Raw genomic sequence first — 19,288 nt, 5'->3', positions numbered from 1 at the left:
GGAGGGGCAAACCGCGTGACGTCACGTCACCCGGTCACTCCGAAGTGGCTGTTCGTGGTCTGGCCGTCGTCCGTGAGCGCCGCGGCGACGCAGCGGAACACCCGCAGCCCCTCGGCCCATTGCGCGGGGGTCGGCGGCAGGACGTCCACCTCCCAGCGGACGCCGTCCGCGCGGCCGGTGGACGTCAGGGAGTTCCGCATGACCTGCTGCGAACACAGAGTTCGTACGTCGGGATGCTTGGCGAGGTCCCTCGCGTTGTACGTCATCCCGTCCTTGGGCAGCGGGGCGATGGCGAAGGTCTCCCACACGTGGTCGATGTGGCAGTCGGCGCGGCTGACGGTGATCGTTCCCGAGATGTCGGTGATGCCGCTCCAGCACTCGGCGGTCGTGACGCAGCGGCCGCCCACCCCCTCGACGTCCGCGGCGGCGCAGCCGCGACGGGTGGTCCGTACTCCGCCGAAGGCCGCGGCACCGCCCGACGAGCCCTTGTCCGTGGCCTTCGGGGACGGGGACCCGGTGGACGAGGAGCCGGGGCCGCCCGGCGACCCGTACTGATGGATCACCAGGGTGACGGACACGCTCACGGTGACCACGGCCGCCAACACGCCGATCGCTCCGGGCCGCCACCGCGAAGACCTGCGGTCCGCGGGCTCCGCGACCGTGCTCGCCCCGCCGGGGGCGGACCCTCCGGGCCCCGCGTCCGGTCCGCCGTTCCCGGCCGCCCGACCGGGTCGGCCGTCCTGAGTCACCGGGCCCGAAGGCGGCGGGGGAACGGTGCCGGGCGGGGTGTGAGGCGTGGGAGGCGCGTCCCGGTGCGCGGGAACGGTGGTGGCGATGCGGGGCGCCGGCCCGAACGCGCCCCGATCGGTGCTGTCGACGTCGAGGGCGGCCAGGGCGTCCCGCAACGTGCCCGCGTCCGACATCCGGGACGCCGGATCCGTCGCCAGGGCGTGTCTGAGCACCTCGTTGAGGGCGCTCGGCACCCCCGGCAGATCGGGGTAGGGCCAGGTGTGCCGGACGATGAGTTCCGCGAGGCTGAGCTGGGTGCCGTCCTCGGGATGGTGCGGCGGACGGCCCCGCAGGAGGGCATAGAGCGTCGCGGCGAGCGAGTACACGTCACCGGTCGTCGTGGGGTCGGCCAGGTGGAAGGCCTCGGGCGGCGCGTACGCCGGAGTGAGCGCCTCGCGTGTCACCGACAGTTCCCGGCCGGGTCTGGGGATGGCCGCCAGACCGAAGTCGGTGAGGGCGGCGGCGCCGTACCGGTTGACCATGATGTTGCCCGGCTTGATGTCGCGGTGCAGCACGCCGACCGCATGCGCGGCGGCCAGCGCGTCCGCGATGCCCAGTCCGATGTCGCGGGCTTCCTTGACGGTGAGCGGTCCATGGCGGTGCAGGCGGTCGCCGAGCGAGCCGCCGGGACACAACTCCATGACCATGTACGGGCGGTCGTCACCGAGGACGCCCGCGTCGTAGACCGGGACCACGTGCGGATGCCCGGACAACTGCCCCGCCGCCGTGACCTCGCGCAGGAAGCGCTGCCGGTCACGGTCCGAGGCCAGCGCCCTGCCGTCCACCTTCAGCGCCACTTCCCGGCCCACCGCCAACTGGCGTGCCCGGTAGACCGTGGCGAAGCCGCCCCGGCCCAGGACCCCCTGGATCTCGTATCCGGAGAGTTCCACGTGTTCGTACCGCATGGTGCTGTCATCCCCCAGCGCGCAACCCCCCACGGCAGAACGTCAGACCGGGGACCGCGCCGACTCTAGCCCAGTCGTGCGAGCCGGTGGGGCCCGTCGGTCGCGCGGTCGCCGGAGAGGAAGGAAGGGGCGGCCGACCCGCGGCATCGCCCCCTGCCGGACCCCTGGTCAGCGGGGTGCGTGGACCCCGTCCAGGGCCACCGACAGGACGCGGTCGCGCTGGGCGTCGTCCAGGAAGTTCGTCGCCGTGATGCCGGCGACCATGCGCAGCAGGTCGTCGAAGGTCATGTCGGCCCGCGCCTCGCCCGCCTTCTGCGCGCGCTCGAAGAGGGGGCCGCCGGCCGCGTACATCGATTCCCGGCAGGCCAGGAAGATCTCCGACTCGTCGTTGAGGGCCTCGCGGATGGCCCGCTTGGTGACCGTGTAGTCCACGAAGCGGCGCAGCCACGACGTCAGCGCCACCCACGGTTCCAGGCCGGCGACCTCCTCGGCGACCCGGCACAGGTCGTCGACCTCGCCCGCGTAGACGCTCTCGAAGAGATGGCGGCGAGTCGGGAAGTTCCGGTACAGCGTGCCGATGCCGACACCCGCGCGCCGGGCCACGTCCTCCAGGGAGGCCTCCGCGCCGCTCTCCGCGAACGCCTCGCGGGCGGCCGCCAGCAGCGCGTCGTAGTTGCGGGCCGCGTCCTTCCGGTGCGGTCGCCGGGACGCGACGATCTCGCTGACGGGGAACGGCTGTGCCGTCACTGCTGCCTCCCGGCTGGATCGAGATTGAAACGGAGGTATGCCTCCGCTACAGTGGAGGGGTACCTCCACTTTACCAGTCGGGGGTGCGTTCGGCGTGGACGCGTGCGGCCGCACGCGTAGCCGACGCGCTCGTGCCCCCGTCCTCGATCCCCGGCGCGGCGTGCGGTGACCGCACCGCACGGCCCCACCCCCGAACGTCCACTCCGCGACCGCCGTCGCGGCCGTCGGTGTGCCCGACGCTGCTCCGCAACCCGCCCGTCCCGTACGACCGTGGCCCGACGACCTCGGCCGCATCCTGTCCGGAGAGGCTCTTCATGCCCCGCACGTCCACCCGCCTCACCTTCGCGGTCCTCGCGACCGGTGCCGGCGTGTTCGCCATGCTGCAATCGCTGATCGCACCGGCCCTGCCGACCGTCCAGCACGCCATGCACACCTCGCAGTCCACCGCGACCTGGGTGATGACCGCGTACCTGCTGTCCGCGTCGATCTTCACGCCCATCCTCGGCCGGGTCGGCGACCTGATCGGCAAGAAACGCACCCTCGTCGCCGTTCTCCTGGCCGTCCTGGCCGGCTGTCTGCTCGCCGCGCTCGCGCCCACCATCGGCGTACTGATCGTCGCCCGGGTCGTGCAGGGCATCGGCGGAGCCCTGTTCCCGCTGTCCTTCGGCATCATCCGGGACGAGTTCGCCGCGTCCCAGGTGAGCGGCAGCATCAGCAACCTGTCCGCCGTGATCGCCGCCGGCGGGGGAGTCGGCATGGTGGCGGCCGGTCCGATCGTGACCGCGCTCGACTACCGCTGGCTGTTCTGGATCCCCGTCGCTGTCGTCGCGGCCACCACGCTGATCGCCCTGCGGTACGTCCCCGAGTCGCCCAACCGGGCCCAAGGACGCGTCAATTGGCTCGGCGCCGTGCTCCTCTCGGGCTGGCTCGTGGCACTGCTGCTGCCGCTCAGCCAGGCGAGCCACTGGGGCTGGGGATCGGCCAAGGTGATCGGTCTGTTCGTCGCGGCCGTGCTGCTCTTCGCGCTCTGGCTGGGCTCCGAGGCCCGCTCCCGCAGCCCGCTCATCGACCTGGGCATCATGCGGCTGCCCGCCGTGTGGACCACCAACACCGCCGCGCTGCTGTTCGGCGCGGGCATGTACGCGATCTGGTCCTTCCTCCCCGGGTTCGTCCAGACTCCGAGCTCGGCCGGCTACGGCTTCGGAGCGAGCGTGACCGCGGCGGGACTGCTCATGCTGCCGATGCTGATCGCGATGTTCTGCTCGGGCGTGCTGAGCGGCCGGCTGGAGCCCGTCCTCGGCGCCAAGAAGCTGCTGGTCGCGGGTGCCGCGCTCGGCGCCGTCGCCTGCGGATTCCTCGCTCTGTGGCACGACCGGCCGTGGCAGATCGCCTTCGCGGCGGGTGTCTTCGGCCTCGGCATCGGACTCGCCTTCGCCGCGATGGCCAACCTCATCGTCGGCAGCGTCCCGGCCGAACAGACCGGCGCGGCCACCGGGATGAACGCCAACATCCGCACCATCGGGGGTTCCATCGGCGCCGCGGTGACCAGCGTGCTGGTGACCGGCCATCTCCAGTCCTCGGGCCTGCCGTACGAGTCCGGGTACACCCACGGGTTCACCCTGCTCGCCCTGCTCTGCCTGGCCGCCGCACTGGCCGCGCTCCTCGTCCCCGTCCGGCGCACGGCACGTCTCTCCGGCACACCCAGGGCTTCGGGGCGGACCGTGAGCGGGGCCCCCGGTGCCGATGCCGGTGCGACGACCGGAACCGAGGCCGTCGCACCGGGCGCGCGGAGCTGACGGTACGAGGTCCGGTGCCGCGCGGGGTCCGGCGTCAGCGCCGGTGTGCGGTGCCGGGGTACCGGCGCCCGGGCCAGGTCGGGTTTCCGTTCCGGTTCCGGCCCTGGCGCCGGCCCTGCTCCCGAGCCACGGGCCCGGAACTGGCTCGGGGCGGGGTGGCCTTGTCCGCCGGGGCCGCTCAGCCGTCGTAGGTGAGGTCCGCGAACCCTTCGAGCAGGGCCGACGCGTCCGTCACATCGTCCGTGAGGGGGCGGTCCCGCATGTCCGGGTCCAGAGCCGCCGCCGCGCGCACGTAGGCACGCCCCGCCGGGGTGTCCGGAGCGGGCGGGGTGCCGCGCAGACGCAGCGCCCTTACGGCGGCGACGAGTTCGCAGGCCAGGACCAGCCGGTACGCCTGTGCCAGCCGCAGGGACTTGCGGGCCGCCTGGGTCGCGAAGGTCGCCGCCTCCTCCATGCCCTGGGACAGCACCACGTGCCCGAGCGCGGCCGGGGTGGCGCACGCCTGTATCTCGGCGAGGGCGGACGCCGCGCTGTACTCCAGGATCATCATTCCCGACCCGGCGGAGGACGTGTCGGCCAAGTAGGAGCGCAGCCCGGTCAGTTCGGGGCGGCCGAGAGCGGACAGCCGCGCCGTCGAGAGCCGGGCCGTGCCGAGCACGGCGAGACCCAGCTGGTCGAGCGCGAGGGTGAGCGGCGCGGTGAAGAAGCCGCCGTGATGCTGTGCGATGGGGGCGCCCGTGGTCTCGTCCCAGCCGATGAGGGGGTTCTCGGTGGCGGAGTTGAGATCGATCGACAGCACCCGCTCCAGGCCCGACCACGCCTCCGTCGCGGGGCCGTGGACCTGCGGGAAGCAGCGGAAGCCGAAGGGGTCCTGCACCCGTGCCGCCACTCCGCCCGGCGGCCGCGGTACGACCGCTCCGTTCCCGGCCGCCACACCGAGCAGTCCTCTGACCTGGGCCGCGGCCCGCCCGATCGCCGGGTGCGGATGGGCCCGGTGGACCTCGGGCGCGTACGCCTCGAGCGAGCCTCCCACCGCGTGCAGCGAGAGCGCGGCGACCAGGTGCGCGGCGCGGAGCGGGACACCGAGATCGTGCCAGGCGAGCGCGGACTGGCCGAGAGTGAGGGCGTTGCTGCTCAACAGGGCGAGCGCGTCGCCTCGTTGAAGGGCCATACTCACCGGGAGCGGACTCTCCGCGAACGGGCTCCGCGGGAGCGGGCTCTGCGGGAGCGCGAACCCGGAGCCGGGTCGCTCGGAGGGACGGCTCCCGGAGCCCGCCCGGTCCCGCAGCCAGGGGCCGTGGCCGAAGAGGGCAAGACCCAGCTGGGCGAGCGCCGTCAGATCGCCGGTACCCACGGACCCGTACTCGGGGACCCGGGGATGCACTCCCGCGCGGAGCGCGTCCATGACGGCCACCGCGATCTCGGGACCCAACCCCGATCCACCGGCGAGGAGTTGGTTGGCGCGCACCACCATCATCGCGCGGACCTGGCGTACGGGCAGGGGCTCGCCCACGCCGCCCGCGTGACTGAGCAGCAGCCGCAGATCATGGCCCGCGCCGTCGTGTTCCTCGACAGCCAGGCCCCGGTGCGCGCCCACCCCGGTACTGCGGCCGTAGACCCGGGTGCCCTCCGCCGCGAGTCGGCGCGCGGCACGGCGGGTGCGTTCCATCGCCTCGAGTGCCGCGGGATGCGGGGGAGGAGGTGTCGCTCCGTCGGCGATCCGGGCCACCGCGGCGGCATCGAGGCCCCGGCCGTGGAGGGCCGCACCGTGGAGGGCCGCACCGCGCGACGTGGTACCCCCGGTGGGCTCGTCGACCGCGGAGCCGGTGGCCGCGTCGGCCGTGCGCTCGAGCATGACGGACGTTCACTCCTCAGCCGTACGTCGACAGAAGACAGAAGACAGAAGACAGAAGACAGAAGGGCGGGCCGGGGAAGGCTTCTCCCCGGCCCGCGGGCACCCGTCAGCCGGCTGCCGGTTCCGACGTCAGCTGAGTCCCGCCGAGGACAGCCACGCCTTCGCCACGTCCAGCGGGTCCTTGCTGCCCTCCTGCACCTCGCTGTTGAGCTTCACGAGGGTTTCGGTGTCGAGCTTCGCCGAGATGTCATTGAGGACGGAAACTCCGGCCGCCGGCAGATCGCTCTTGTATGTCAGCGGAGTTACATTCTCGAATCCGAAAAGATTCTTCGGGTCCTGCAGCACGACGAACTTGTTCTTGCTGATTGTGGGGTCGGTCGAGAAAATATCCGCGGCCTGGATGTTGTTGTCCTTGAGGGCCGTCACGGTGATCTTGCCGCCCGCGTCCAGTGCCTTGAAGTTCTTGAAATCGAGACCGTATTCCGACTTCAGTCCCTTCAGGCCCTGCTGCCGGGTCTGGAACTCGGGGGAGCCGCCGATGACCAGGTCCTTCGCCACGTCGGCGAGGTCGGCGATGCTCGACTTCTCCGTGAGGCTGTACTTCTTGGCCGTGGCCTCGTTCAGGGCGATCGCGTCCTTGTCCTGGGCCTCGGACGGAGTCAGCAGGGCGAGCTTGGGGTCGAGCTTGGCCGATATGGCCTTGCTCGTCTCCTCGACGGTGGTCGGCGTGGCCTTGGCGTCCAGGTAGGCGAGCAGCGCGCCGTTGTACTCCGGCAGGACCGTGATCGTGCCGTTCTTGATCAGTCCGTACGTGGTTTCGCGACTGCCGATGTTCAGCTTGTAACTGACCTTGATGCCCTTGGACTTGAGGGCCTCGCCGTAGATGTCGGCGAGCAGGATGGACTCGGGGAAGTTGTTGGAACCGACAACGACCGTACCGCCCTTGGCGGCGTCACCCTGCAACGGGTCGTCCTTGCCGGAGTCGTCGGAGGAACCGCAGCCCGTCAGTGCGGCCGTGGCCGCAACCAGCAGGGAAACAGCGTACGTTGCGGAGGTTCGAGTGCTTCTGGCGATGGTCACGTTGGTCATCCAGACTTGGCAATGGGTGGGGCATCGGTGGCCGGGGGCACGGGTGTGACGGTCCTGACGATCCAATCGAGCCGCCTCAACTGCCGTCAAGGCACGAATAGATCACTGATGGGGACCGTACAGCTTCAGCCCGTAGGCACAACATGACCAAAATCCGAGCGAACCAGGCGCCTCCGCGTGTCACTTCTCGGTTGATCATGGCCGTACTCTTACGGCAACCGCTAGTGTTGGCCGCGTCGAGGGCCCCCTTCCACTTTGTCGGCCCGACCGCGCTGTTCGTGACCATTGATCCATGCAGGCCTGCCTATGGGCTTCCAACGGGGAATGAAGTCAAGGAGGTTGGGTGCCCGCGCACAGAAAAGCCGCCTCGGGGCAGCCGTCCACGGCTCTTCGGACCGGCCGGACACCATCCCTGCTGGACCGTTGGCCTTTCCGCCGGAAACTCAATGTTCTGGTGATCGTGCCGCTCGCGGTGATATCCGTGATGCTCTCCTATGTCGTCTACGGAGAGATCGACCGGGCCCGGTCCGCCGCCGACACCGCCCAACTCGTGCGGGACAGCGCGCAGGTGACCAAACTCATCGACGCCGTGCAGACCGAGCACCGGCAGGCGCTCCTGGTCTCCCTGCGCTACGAGGCGGCCCGCTCCGGAGAGCGGTCGCCCGACACCTCCGCCTACCTGGACGCGCAGGACCAGGTCGGCACCCGCATCGAAACCGTCCGGGCCGCCTACAGCGACCGGCTGCCCGACGGCGAGGCCCAGGCGCTGAAGGAACTCGAGGGCCTGGACAGCCTCCGCAAGACCGTCGAGGAGGGGCCGATCCCCGCCGACAACATCGACCCGGCGTACGGAGCGGTGATCGAGGGCCTCATCAACGGCCTCGGTCTCGGCCAGTCCGGCAGCGAGTCCTCCTCTTCCGCGGGCAACCTGCTCGACGCGCTGCTGCGCGCCGACGCCGCGCACGCCTCCTTCGAGACCAGTGTCTTCGCGTCCCGCACCCGCGACTCCAACGCGCTCATCGAGTTCACCGGCGCCGTCGGCGACTACAACCAGTACACCTACCAGGCCGAGCGGTTCACCCGGTTCGCCAGCCAGGAACAGGGCACCGATCTCGCCGGGATCGAGCACAGCCCGTACCAGAGCGTCATCGCCCAGCACTGGGCCGCGCTCCAGGTCGACCCCGGCGGTCTGGTCGCCGAGAACGCGACGCAGCTGCGTGCCGCGCTCGACGACGCGCTGCGCGCCGACCCCACCTATGAGCGGCAGGCCGAGAACCGCCTGAAGATCGTCCAGTCACTGATCGGCGAGATCGCCGCGGACGCCCAGTCCGCGTCGAACGGCGCCTGGTGGCGGGTGGCCTGGCTGGTCGTCGGCAACCTGCTCGCCTTCGCCGCCTGGCTGCTGTTCTCCGTGCTGACCCGCCGCTCGGTGGTGCGGACCGTGCGTACCCTCACGGCGGCGGCCCAGCACGTGGCCGGCGCCGCCGAGTCCGAGCTCGCCCGCGTCGCCGACGACGACGCCGACGACGCGAGTCCGCCGCGGCTGGAAGCCGTGCCCGTGCCGGTGCGCGACGAGATCGGTGAACTGGCCGAAGCCTTCAACCAGGTTCAGGTCACCGCGAGCGCGCTGCTGGCGCGCCAGGTCGTCAGCCGGCGCAACATCGCCGAGATGTTCGGCAACGTCGGACGCCGCGTCAGCAACCTGACGGCCCGCCAACTCGCCCTGATCGACTCCGTGGAACGCGGCGAGACCGACCCCGAGGTGCTGGACCGGCTCTACCGCATCGACCACATCGCCGTCCGCCTCCAGCGCAACGCCGACAGCCTCATGCTGCTCGCCGGGATCAGCGAGACCGGCCTCAACACCGAACCGATGCGGCTCAGCAACATCGTCCGCGCCGCGCTCGGCCAGATCGAGGGCTACCAGCGCGTCACCCCGCACGCCGAGGGCGACGTCACCGTGGTCCCCGACATCGTCGGCGACCTGACGCTGATGCTCGCCGAACTGCTGGAGAACGCCGTGATGTTCTCCCCGGCGACCAGCGGCGTCGAAGTGGTCCTGCGGCCCCGGCACCAAGGGGGCGGAGCGCTCGTCGAGATCATCGACCACGGGCTCGGCATGAGCCCCGAGCGGCTGGCGCAGGAGAACGCCCGGCTGATCCGGCGCGAGCGCCTGGACCTGGCGCCGACGGAGGTCCTCGGTCTGTTCGTGGTCGGCGGCCTGTCACGGCGCTGGGGCATCGAGGTCGTCCTGTCCCGCACCCCGGGCGGCGGTGTCACCGCCACCGTGGCGGTGCCCACCTCCCACCTGGTGCTCGCCGACCCCGGCCGCTCCGCGACACGGGCCCCGCACATCCAGCCGCCCGCGCGCCGCTCCGGCCCGATCGAGCCGCGCCCGGCGCAGGTCGAGTCGCCGCCCGGCCCCGCGGGCCTGCCCCGCAGGGTGCCCGCCCGTCCCCAGGACGCCGAGTCCCCCGGCCACGCCCGCCGCGCGGAACCCAGGACGGACCCCGGCGCCGAGCGCGCCATGACACACGGCGGCGCCCGGCCCGGCACCGGAATCGACCCGGGCCAGGGCCCCACCGCCCCGGCGCGGCCCGGCGACGCCGGTCCCCTGCGCCGCCGGGTGCGCGGTGCGACGCTGTCGGCCGGCACGGCGTCGAGCCGGCTGCCGCGACCCAAGGAACCCGTCACCCACCGTCGGCCGCCCTCCTGGGCACCCACCGACGCCGAGGCGGCGCGCGACGAACTCGACGAGTTCGAGGCCGCCGTCCTGCGGGCCGAGCGCGAGAGCACGACGGAGGACGCCCGGGCCGGGGTGATCCGGCCGGGCGGCAGGCCCGGTGGCCAGGCCGTACCCGACACTCAGAACAGAAGACCCTCTTCCCCGGAAGGCATGAGCACGTGACCATGTGGACAGGCGAGCCGGAGTCCCGAGCCGCGGAACCCGCGACGGACGTGAAGACCGCCGCTGCCGACTTCAACTGGCTGCTCAATCGATTCGCCACCGAGACAGCCGGGGTCGTCGACGTGATCGGTGTCTCCTCCGACGGACTGCTCATCGCGGTCTCCCGACTGCGCGGCCAGGCCGACTCCGAACGGCTCGCGGCGATCGTCTCCGGCATCACCAGCCTCGCCATGGGCGCCTCCGGCAACTACGGCCTCGGCAGCCTCAACAAGGTCATCATCGACCTGGAGGAAGGGCACGTCCTGGTGTCCGCCCTCGGTGCCGGAGCGGTGCTCGGAGTGGTGGCCTCGAAGGAGGCGAAGCTCGGCAACATCGCCTACGAGATGACCCTGTTCGCCAACCGGGCCGGTGCGGTGCTGAGCCCGCAACTGGTCATGGAGCTGAAGAACACCGTGGGCATCGCACCGACCGGTTGACGTCCGTCGGGGCGTCACATGACCGGTGACGCCCCGCGAGGTGAAGGGGGAGGACGTGATGACGTCCGGCGAGCCATTGGCCGGTGACGACGCCGAGTGGGGAGTGGAACGCCCCGCCTCGGTCGTCCGGCCGTTCCTGCTGACCGCGGGGCGGATCGCCGGAGGCGACAGCCTCGTACCGCCGATCCCGATCGAGACACAGGTGGTGGCCACACGGGTGGGGCTGGCGGCGCTGGACGCGTTCGTCTTCGACCAGCACCGCGACATCATCACGGTCTGCCGGGAGCCGCAGTCGCTCGCGGAGATCGCGGCGAAACTCCGGATGCATCTGAATGTGATCCGGGTGCTCGCCGACGATCTGCGCGCCGACGGTCAACTGGCCCTGTACGCCCCGCAGGCCCATTCCAACCGCGATGTCACCGTTCTGCGAAGGGTTATCGATGGTCTTCGAGCTATCCCCGACTCCCGGGGCGCGGTCCGTGAGGGCTGACGACGAGACGCCCCGGCCGCCGCTGCCCGTGAAGATGGTGATCGCGGGCGGCTTCGGCGTGGGCAAGACCACCACGGTGGGCGCCATTTCGGAGATCGAGCCGCTGACCACCGAGGCGTCCATCACCTCGGTCGCCGCCGGAGTCGACGACCTCAGCCACACTCCGGAGAAGGTGACGACGACCGTCGCCATGGACTTCGGCTGCGTGACCCTCGACCCGACCCTGAAGCTCTACCTGTTCGGCACCCCCGGCCAGGAGCGGTTCGGGTTCATGTGGGACGACCTCGTCGAGGGCGCGCTCGGCGGGCTCGTCATCGTCGACACCCGGCGGCTCGACGACTGCTACGCGGCGGTCGACTACTTCGAGCACCGCGAGATCCCGTTCGCCGTGGCCGTCAACGCCTTCGACGGCAGGATCGAACACGATCTGGACGACGTACGGTGGGCTCTCGACGTCGCCGACCATGTGCCGCTGACCGTGTTCGACGCACGTGACCGCGGTTCTGTGCGGGACGCGTTGCTCGTCGTCCTCGAACACGCCCTCGCCACGGCCGAACGCTGAGACGGGGACGGCCCGAAGGCCGTCCCCGCCGTGGTCGTACCGCTCCTACGCGGCCCGGCGTCTGCGCACGCCGGGGGAGACCGCCACCCGGCCCACGGCCCAGAACAGGCCGAGGACGAACAGCGCGAGGACGGCCGTGAGGGCCGCCCCGCCCGCCACCTTCTCGTAGTTGTGCTGGTACAGGCCGTCCAGGATGTACCGGCCGACCCCGCCGAGGGACACATAGGCCGCGATCGTCGCCGTCGAGACGATCTGGACCGTCGCCGAGCGCAGTCCGCTGAGGATCAGCGGCAGCGCCGCCGGGACCTCGACCTGGAACAGGATCCTTGTCGCCGGCATGCCCATGCCCCGGGCGGCATCGACGGGGGAGGGGTCCACGGTGCGGATCGCCTCGTAGGTGGTGATGAGGATCGGGGGGATCGCCAGCACCACGAGCGGGATCATCACGGGCACGATGCCGAGCCCGAGCCAGACGAACATCAGGACCAGGAGTCCGAAGGTCGGCAGCGCGCGGGCGCCGGCGGACAGGAAGGCCAGCGTGTTGCCGCCGCGCCCGGTGTGTCCGGTGATCAGGCCGACCGGCAGACCGATGGCCGCGGCTATCGCCAGGGCTCCGGCGGTGTACTGGAGGTGTTCCCACACGCGTTGCGGGATGCCGTCGTAGCCGTGCCATTGGGCGCCGTCGCTGAAGAAGGACCGCATGAAGTCGAGTACGTTCACGACACGCCCTCCGGGGTGCGGGCGGCGACGTCCGCGGTCGTCGCCCCGGAGCGCCGCGCCGCCCGGGCGGACGGCGGTTCCCAGGGGGTGAGGACCCGCCGCAGCAGGACCAGCAGGGCGTCGATCACGATCGCCAGGACGGCGGTGGTGACCACCGACGTCACGGCGAGGCGGGGGCGGTCGTACAACTGCGCGGTGGTCAGCAGATTGCCGAGCCCTCCTTGGTTGCCGATCAGCGCGCCGATGCTCACCAGGCTGATGCTGGAGGCGACGGCCACCCGCAGTCCGGCCATGATCGCCGGTACGGCGATGGGCAGTTGGACCTGGAAGTAGCGGCGTGCGAGGCCGATGCCCATGGCCGAGGCGGCGGCGTTGGTCTCCTCGGGGACCGAGCGGATGCCGTCGACGACCGCCGGTACGAGCACGACCAGGCTGTACAGGCCCAGCGGGATCATCACGGTCAGCTGGGTCAGCCCGGTGTAGTCGATGAGCACCACGAAGAAGGCGATCGACGGGATGGCGTAGAGCACCGTGGAGGTCCACAGCACCGGCGGGTAGAGCCAGTCGTAGTGGACGCACAGCAGGCCGACCGGCAGCGCCAGCAGCAGACCGACCAGCACCGGGACCAGCGCCTCCTGCATATGGACGGCGATCAGGCCGCCATAGCTGTGCTGGAGGTCGCTCGGTATGTCGAAGTACCCGTTCATCGCAGCGCCTTCGCCGACGCCGTCTCCCGCGGGGCGTCCTCGGCCCGTCGTTGCCGGGCCAGCCGGATCGCCGCGGCGACCGTCTCCTGCCCGGCGACCCCGAGCACCTTCCCGCCGCCGTCGACGGCGACCGCCTGCCCGGTCGGCGACAGCACGGCCCGGTCCAGGGCGACCCGCAGCGAGTCGCGGCCCACCTCGAAGCTCTGCCCGTGCGGTTCGAGCGTCTCCACGTCACCGCTCCAGGAGCCGGGATCGGCCCAGCCGAGCGGCTTGCCGCCCGCGTCGGTCACCAGCACCGGCGCCCCTCCCGTCTCGCGTCCGGCGATCTCCTGCCAGTCGGAGCCGACGGGGAAGACCCGGGAGCGGTCGAGTTCGAGATCGCGGGTGGAGAGGAACGACAGACCGCGGATGCCCCGGTCGGCGCCGAGGAACTGCTCCACGAACGCGTCGGCCGGCGACGACAGGATCTCGTCGGGGGCGGCGAACTGGGCGAGCTTGCCGCCGGTGCGCAGGACCGCGATGCGGTCGCCGATGGTGATCGCCTCGTCCATGTCGTGGGTGACGAAGACGATGGCCTTGCCCAGCTCGCCCTGGATGCGCAGCAACTCCTCCTGCAGGCCCCGGCGGACGACCGGGTCGACCGCGGAGAACGGCTCGTCCATGAGCAGGACGGGCGGGTCCGAGGCCAACGCGCGGGCCACGCCGACGCGTTGCTGCTGGCCGCCGGAGAGCTGGTAGGGATAGCGGCGGGCCATGGCCGGGTCGAGGCCGACCCGTTCCATCAGTTCCGCCGCGCGGTCCCGGGCGCGCTGCTTGGACCAGCCGAGCAGCCGGGGCACCGTGGCGATGTTGTCGAGGATCGTCCGGTGCTGGAAGAGACCGGCGTTCTGGATGACGTAACCCATGGAGCGGCGCAGGGCGTTGACCGGCCGGCTCCGGATGTCCTCACCGTTGACCCGGATCGTGCCGCTGCTCGGCTCGACCATGCGGTTGATCATGCGGAGCGTGGTGGTCTTGCCGCAGCCCGAAGGTCCGACGAGAACGGTGATGGAGTGGTTCGGTATCTGCAGGGACAGGCGATCGACGGCCACCGTGCCGTCGGCGTATCGCTTGCTGACATCTTCGATGGCTATCAAGCGTCGAAACCCTTCGGAACGGCTTTGCTCGCGCGTGGCGCGATCGCGTGCACGAGGGTGCGTAGTCTAGCCAGTTGATGTTCGTTCCCGGTCATGACAGGTCGTGAATGTCGTGCGGACGTCCGATTTCCAGTGGGCCCTGCGGGTGGGGCGGGCGTGCTTCATCGCGTGGGTGTCCGCGTCCCGCGGGCCCGTTCGGCGCCCATGCGTTCGCCGCGCAGGACCCGCAGATGGAGCGCGGCCCAGGTGCGGTACGGCCGCCAGTTCCCGGAGATCCCGGTCAGGTCGTGGTCCGGTCCGTACTGTTCGGTGATCTCCGCGGCGAGTCTGCGTTCCTGGGTCGGCAGGACGTCGGGGTGGCCCGCGCCGCGGAGGACGACCAGTTCGGCGGCGAAGGCGCCCAGCCCCTTGGCCTGTTGGACCTGCCGCATCGCGTCCCGCGGTTCCAGGGAACGCAGTTGCTCGCCGTCCAGCAGTCCGTCGAGGGCCGCCCGGGCGACGGCGTGCAGGTATTCGGTCTTGCGCCAGGGCAGTTCGGTGTCCATCCGGAGCAGTGCCTCGGGCGCCGGGAACGCGCCGCCGGTTCCATGGCGGTCGACGAGGTCGTCGCGCATGCCACGGGCGGCCGCCCTCCCGGTGCGCTGGGTCAGCACCGCCCAGCAGGCGGCCTCGTACGGAGAATGGAAGCCGCACGGGCGAAGTCCCGGCCGGCGCGCCTGGATCCGGCCGATCACGGGGTCGCGGTCGCCCACCGCGGGCCAGCCGCGGGCGTCGACGTCGAGGGACAGGAAGCGGCGCACCTGCTCCGCGGCGGCGTCCAGATCGCCGTCCCCCGTGACCTGGACGTGGGCGGTGGACCCGTTCTGTGTCACCTCCGCGGTGACCCGCCGCCAGTCGGCGTCGGCGTGGAACACCGTACGCAGCGCGGCTCCCGCGCCCGCCGCCCCGGCCGGTGGCAGGGGTGCCATCTCCTCCCAGAACTCCCTGCTGCTCTCCAGGGACCAGGGACCGGCCACCTCGAACGCGACCATGTGCCGTGCCATGTCCAACCTCCCGCTCGGGACACGTCCACCGCCTCCGTGCGCACCACTGTGGAGGCGATACATGACATGTTCCGTCAGGTATTCCGGCGGCTTCGCGCTCACGGGCGACCGGCGCGCACGGGACTGCGGTAAGCGCCCCGCGGCGGGCGTTCCCACCCGGTCGGCGACTCTCCCGCGCGGCGTCACCTCGTCCGCGGCTGTGCCGTGCGGCGTCCTTGGTCCATCGGGGTGAACCATGCCCGGCCGGCCTTCCGGGATCGTATGAATATCGGGTCGCCTCCTCGACCATGATCGCCGGCGGGACCTGCCGGTCTCCGCCCTCGCGCACTCATGCACCGAGGTGGAGACATGCCCAGCACGCGCGCACGGCGGACCACGAACCGGCTGCTCTCGCTGCTGACGGGCTGTCTGCTGCTCGGCACCGGAGGCACGTTGCCCGCGCCGGCGGCTGACCGCGCCCGGGCCGACGCGCCGACGGTCTCGGTCGACGACCTGCGGACCGGCTGGGACCGCGACGAGCCCGGTCTCGCTCCCTCCGAGGTCTCCAGTTCCGACTTCGGCCGGCAGTTCTCCACCGCCGTGGACGGCCAGGTGTACGCGCAGCCCCTGGTGGCGGGCAGGACGGTCGTCGCGGCCACCGAGAACGCCAAGGTGTACGGACTCGACTCGGCGTCCGGCACGATCAACTGGACGAAGGACCTGGGAGCGCCCTGGCCCGCCTCGGCGATCGGCTGCGGCGACCTGGTTCCCAACTTCGGTGTCACCTCGACACCCGTGTACGACCCGGCCACCAAGACCGTCTACCTCACCGCGAAGATCAACGACGGCGCCGACACCCAGCACCCCAACTGGTACGTGCACGCGCTCGACGCGACGACCGGCACCGAGCGCGCAGGCTGGCCGGTCAAGGTGCAGGGGGCACCGGTCAACGACCCGAGCCACCCCTTCAACGCCTTCACCGCCGCCCAGCGGCCCGGCCTGCTCCTGATGGGCGGATCGGTCTACGCGGCCTTCGCGTCGCACTGCGACGTCGGCCCGTACGTCGGCTACGTCCTCGGTGTGAACACCACGAGCCGGGCCACCACGCTGTGGGCCACCGAGGACTCCTCCGCCAACGGCATGGCGGGCATCTGGATGAGCGGTGGCGGTCTGGTCTCCGACGGCCCGGGCCGGATGTTCCTGTCCACCGGGAACGGCATCTCCCCGGCGCCCGGCCCGGGTTCGCAGCCACCGGGCCGGCTCGCCGAGTCGGTGGTCCGCCTCGGGGTCAACAGCGACGGCACGATGTCCGCGCAGGACTTCTTCAGCCCCAGCAACGCCCCGACCCTCGACACCAACGACACCGACCTCGGCTCCGGCGGGCCGACGGCGCTGCCCGGACCCGCCTTCGGCACCGCCCAGCACCCCCGTCTGCTGGTGGAGATCGGCAAGGACGGCCGCCTGTTCCTCCTCGACCGCGACAACCTGGGCGGCCGTTCCCAGGGCCCCGGCGGAACCGACGGCGTCCTCGGCACCTTCGGCCCGTACGAGGGTGTCTGGGGGCACCCGGCCGCGTACGGCGGTGAGGGCGGCTACGTCTACACGATCGGGAGCAAGGGTCCGTTGCGCGCCTTCGCCTACGGCACGAACGGCGCCGGCCTGCCCACCCTGACCAACACCGGCACCAGTACCGGCACCTTCGGCTACACCTCGGGGTCACCCGTGGTGACCTCCACCGGCACCACTCCGGGCTCCGCTCTCGTCTGGGCGGTCTACTCGGACGGCTCCAACGGGGCCAACGGCCAGCTGCGCGCGTACGACGCCGTACCGGTCAAGGGCACCCTGAACCTGCGCTATTCGGCGCCGATCGGCACCGTGTCCAAGTTCTCCGTACCCGCCACCGACGGGGGGAGGGTCTACGTCGGCACCCGCGACGGCCATGTGCTCGGCTTCGGCCGGCCGTCCACCGGCGCGCTGACCGGCGGTCCGGTGGACTTCGGCAAGGTCGCCGTGGGAGGCACCGGCCAGGGCACCGCGAAGGTGACCGCCACCGAGGACGTCACGATCTCGGCGGTCGCAGCGGCGCCGGGCGGCCAGTTCTCCGCCGCGCCCACCGGCCTGCCGGTCACCCTGCACGAGGGCGACAGCTACACGGTTCCGGTGTCGTTCTCGCCGACCTCGCCGGGAGGGGACAGTTCGGTGCTGACGGTCACCACGGACACCGGCGCGGTGGGGCTCGGGCTGACCGGCTACGGCACCCGCCCCGGCCTCACCGCCTTCCCCTCCGAGCTGGCGTTCGGCACGGTGGCCACCGGAACCGTCAAGACCCTGGGCGTGAGCTTCACCAACACCGGCACCGAGGCCGAGACGGTCTCGGCGAGCACGTCACCGGACGCGCCCTTCGGCGTCGATGGACTGCCTGCCGACGGCGCCCTCGTCCAGCCCCAGCAGTCCGTCACCGTCCAGGTGAGGTACGCCCCGACGGCCGCGGGAGAACACTCCGGCACGCTGTCCGTCACCGGAACGAACGGCACCGCCGCCGTCCGGCTCACCGGCGGCGCGGTGGTCGGCGAGGCGCGTCTGACCGTCACCCCGACGTCGACCGGCTTCGGCAGTGTGGCCGTCGGGAAATCGGTCACCAAGACCTTCGACATCAGCAACACCGGCAACATTCCGCTCACCGTCACCAAGGCGGCCCCGCCCGCGGCCCCGTTCCAGGTGACGAACCCGCTCAGCGAAGGCCAGGTCATCGGCCCGGAGGACGTGATCCACCAGGCGGTCACCTTCTCCCCGACCGCCGTGGGCGCGGCTTCCGGTACCTACCAGCTGACCTCCGACGACGGCCGCGGACCGCAGAACGAATCACTGACCGGCACCGGGACCGCGCCCGGCCGGGTCACCGTCCCGGCACCCGGGGACGGCGGCTGGAAGCTCAACGGTTCCGCCCTGCTGTCCGGCGCCGACCTGCAGCTCACCCGGACCGCGGCCCACCAGGCGGGCTCGGCCGTCTTCCCGGTCCCGGTGGTCACCGATGGTCTCAAGGCCGCGTTCTCCACGGTCATCGGCGGTGGCAGCGGCGGCGACGGCCTCACCTTCGGCCTCCTGGACCCGGCCGGAGCCACCCCCACCGCGCTGGGCACCGACGGCGGCGGCCTCGGCTGGGCGGGCAAGCCCGGCGTGGCCATCACCTTCGACACCTACCGCAACACCGGTGAGCCGTCCGCGAACTTCGTCGGCATCACCGCCGCCACGAGCAACGGGGCCCTCACCTACGCGGCGACCACCACCAGCGTTCCGAACCTCCGCTCGGGCCCGCACACCGTCTCCGTGTCCGTCTCGGGGAAGACCCTCACCGTCTCGATGGACGGCATCCGGCTGCTGAACACCACGGTCAACTCGCTGCCGCCGACGGCGCTGCTCGCCTTCACCGGCGCCAACGGCGACAAGACCGACATCCACTCCGTACGGGACGCGGTCATCACCGCGACCTCGTACGCGGTGCCGCCGCCCGGCCCCAACCGCTGGACCTACAACGGTTCCGCGGCGCTGTCCGGCACCGACCTGGTACTCACCCAGGCCGTGCAGAGCGCCAGGGGGTCCGCCGTCCAGGGCACCGCCGTACCGTCGGCCCGCCTCAAGGCGACCTTCACCGCCGCGATCGGCGGCGGCAGTGGCGCCGACGGTCTCGCCCTGCTGCTGCTCGACGCGGCCAAGGCGACTCCGACGGCACTGGGCGCGGGAGGCGGTGGCCTCGGCTACGCGGGTCTGCCGGGCATCGCCGTCACCCTGGACACCCATCGCAACACCGGTGACCCGTCGGCCAACTTCGTCGGGGTGGCCGTCGGCGGAACCGGTTCGCCGTTCACCTATGCCGCCACCTCGACCGCCGTGCCCGCCCTGCGGACCGGCACCCATGTCGTCGACGTGACCGTGACGACCGCCGGACACGTCCTGGTCGCTGTGGACGGCACACAGGTCATCGACACGGCCGTCGCCCTGCCGCAGAACGTCCTGGTCGGTTTTGCCGCCGCCACCGGTAGTACTACGGACAACCACACGGTCCGCGGCGTGAAGATCACTTACTGA

At 71.6% G+C, this 19,288-nt stretch carries 14 protein-coding genes; 6 read left to right on the top strand and 8 right to left on the bottom strand.

Annotated elements, in window-relative coordinates:
* Positions 1-26: 26 nt before the first annotated feature.
* A complete protein-coding gene (locus OOK38_RS01370; protein WP_266763921.1) occupies positions 27-1,694 on the bottom strand; it encodes a serine/threonine-protein kinase in 1,668 nt (555 codons plus the stop codon).
* A gap of 168 nt (positions 1,695-1,862) precedes the next feature.
* Positions 1,863-2,441, bottom strand: coding sequence for a TetR/AcrR family transcriptional regulator (locus OOK38_RS01365; protein WP_266763922.1), 579 nt, complete (start codon positions 2,439-2,441; stop codon positions 1,863-1,865).
* 314 nt (positions 2,442-2,755) lie between these two features.
* Between OOK38_RS01365 and OOK38_RS01360 the strand changes: the two genes are divergently transcribed.
* Entirely contained in the window at positions 2,756-4,237 is a 1,482-nt protein-coding gene (locus tag OOK38_RS01360; protein WP_266763923.1) for an MFS transporter, read from the top strand.
* Positions 4,238-4,415: 178 nt separating this feature from the next.
* Here the strand turns inward: OOK38_RS01360 and OOK38_RS01355 are convergent, their stop codons facing one another.
* Both OOK38_RS01355 and OOK38_RS01350 read right to left on the bottom strand, forming a co-directional pair.
* Entirely contained in the window at positions 4,416-6,092 is a 1,677-nt protein-coding gene (locus OOK38_RS01355; RefSeq protein ID WP_266763924.1) for an aromatic amino acid ammonia-lyase, read from the bottom strand.
* Between the two features lie 129 nt (positions 6,093-6,221).
* Complete coding sequence (locus tag OOK38_RS01350) at positions 6,222-7,181, bottom strand: ABC transporter substrate-binding protein (protein ID WP_266763925.1); 960 nt, start codon at positions 7,179-7,181, stop codon at positions 6,222-6,224.
* 454 nt (positions 7,182-7,635) lie between these two features.
* Between OOK38_RS01350 and OOK38_RS01345 the strand changes: the two genes are divergently transcribed.
* The 4 genes from OOK38_RS01345 to OOK38_RS01330 are packed head-to-tail and all read left to right on the top strand — an operon-like array spanning position 7,636 to position 11,617.
* Complete coding sequence (locus OOK38_RS01345; RefSeq protein WP_266848019.1) at positions 7,636-10,089, top strand: ATP-binding protein; 2,454 nt, start codon at positions 7,636-7,638, stop codon at positions 10,087-10,089.
* 2 nt (positions 10,090-10,091) lie between these two features.
* On the top strand, positions 10,092-10,565 hold the full coding sequence (locus OOK38_RS01340; protein ID WP_266765935.1) for a roadblock/LC7 domain-containing protein: 474 nt from the start codon (positions 10,092-10,094) through the stop codon (positions 10,563-10,565).
* A gap of 58 nt (positions 10,566-10,623) precedes the next feature.
* Positions 10,624-11,055 (top strand): DUF742 domain-containing protein, encoded by a 432-nt coding sequence (locus OOK38_RS01335; protein WP_266763927.1) that lies wholly within the window; start codon positions 10,624-10,626, stop codon positions 11,053-11,055.
* Between the two features lie 34 nt (positions 11,056-11,089).
* Positions 11,090-11,617 carry an ATP/GTP-binding protein gene (locus tag OOK38_RS01330; RefSeq protein WP_266765936.1) on the top strand — a complete coding sequence of 176 codons (528 nt, stop codon included), beginning with the start codon at positions 11,090-11,092 and terminating at the stop codon, positions 11,615-11,617.
* A 45-nt stretch (positions 11,618-11,662) separates the two neighbouring features.
* On the opposite strand, the gene OOK38_RS01325 is transcribed toward OOK38_RS01330, so the two are convergent.
* The 4 genes from OOK38_RS01325 to OOK38_RS01310 form a co-directional block, all read right to left on the bottom strand.
* On the bottom strand, positions 11,663-12,337 hold the full coding sequence (locus tag OOK38_RS01325) for an ABC transporter permease (RefSeq protein ID WP_266763928.1): 675 nt from the start codon (positions 12,335-12,337) through the stop codon (positions 11,663-11,665).
* The gene (locus tag OOK38_RS01320; protein ID WP_266763929.1) at positions 12,334-13,044 is read right to left on the bottom strand and encodes an ABC transporter permease; all 711 of its coding nucleotides are present in this window, start codon (positions 13,042-13,044) and stop codon (positions 12,334-12,336) included. Before OOK38_RS01320 ends, OOK38_RS01325 begins: the two co-directional genes overlap by 4 nt.
* Positions 13,041-14,180 (bottom strand): ABC transporter ATP-binding protein, encoded by a 1,140-nt coding sequence (locus OOK38_RS01315; RefSeq protein ID WP_266763930.1) that lies wholly within the window; start codon positions 14,178-14,180, stop codon positions 13,041-13,043. Before OOK38_RS01315 ends, OOK38_RS01320 begins: the two co-directional genes overlap by 4 nt.
* 161 nt (positions 14,181-14,341) lie before the next feature.
* Positions 14,342-15,223, bottom strand: a complete 882-nt coding sequence (locus OOK38_RS01310) for a DNA-3-methyladenine glycosylase (RefSeq protein WP_266763931.1) — start codon at positions 15,221-15,223, stop codon at positions 14,342-14,344.
* 348 nt (positions 15,224-15,571) lie between these two features.
* On the opposite strand from OOK38_RS01310, the gene OOK38_RS01305 reads away from it, so the two are divergent.
* Positions 15,572-19,288 (top strand): choice-of-anchor D domain-containing protein, encoded by a 3,717-nt coding sequence (locus tag OOK38_RS01305; RefSeq protein WP_266763932.1) that lies wholly within the window; start codon positions 15,572-15,574, stop codon positions 19,286-19,288.

Source organism: Streptomyces sp. NBC_00568 (assembly GCF_026341855.1).
Taxonomy (GTDB): Bacteria; Actinomycetota; Actinomycetes; order Streptomycetales; family Streptomycetaceae; genus Streptomyces.
This window is presented reverse-complemented; position numbering and strand designations above follow the sequence as displayed.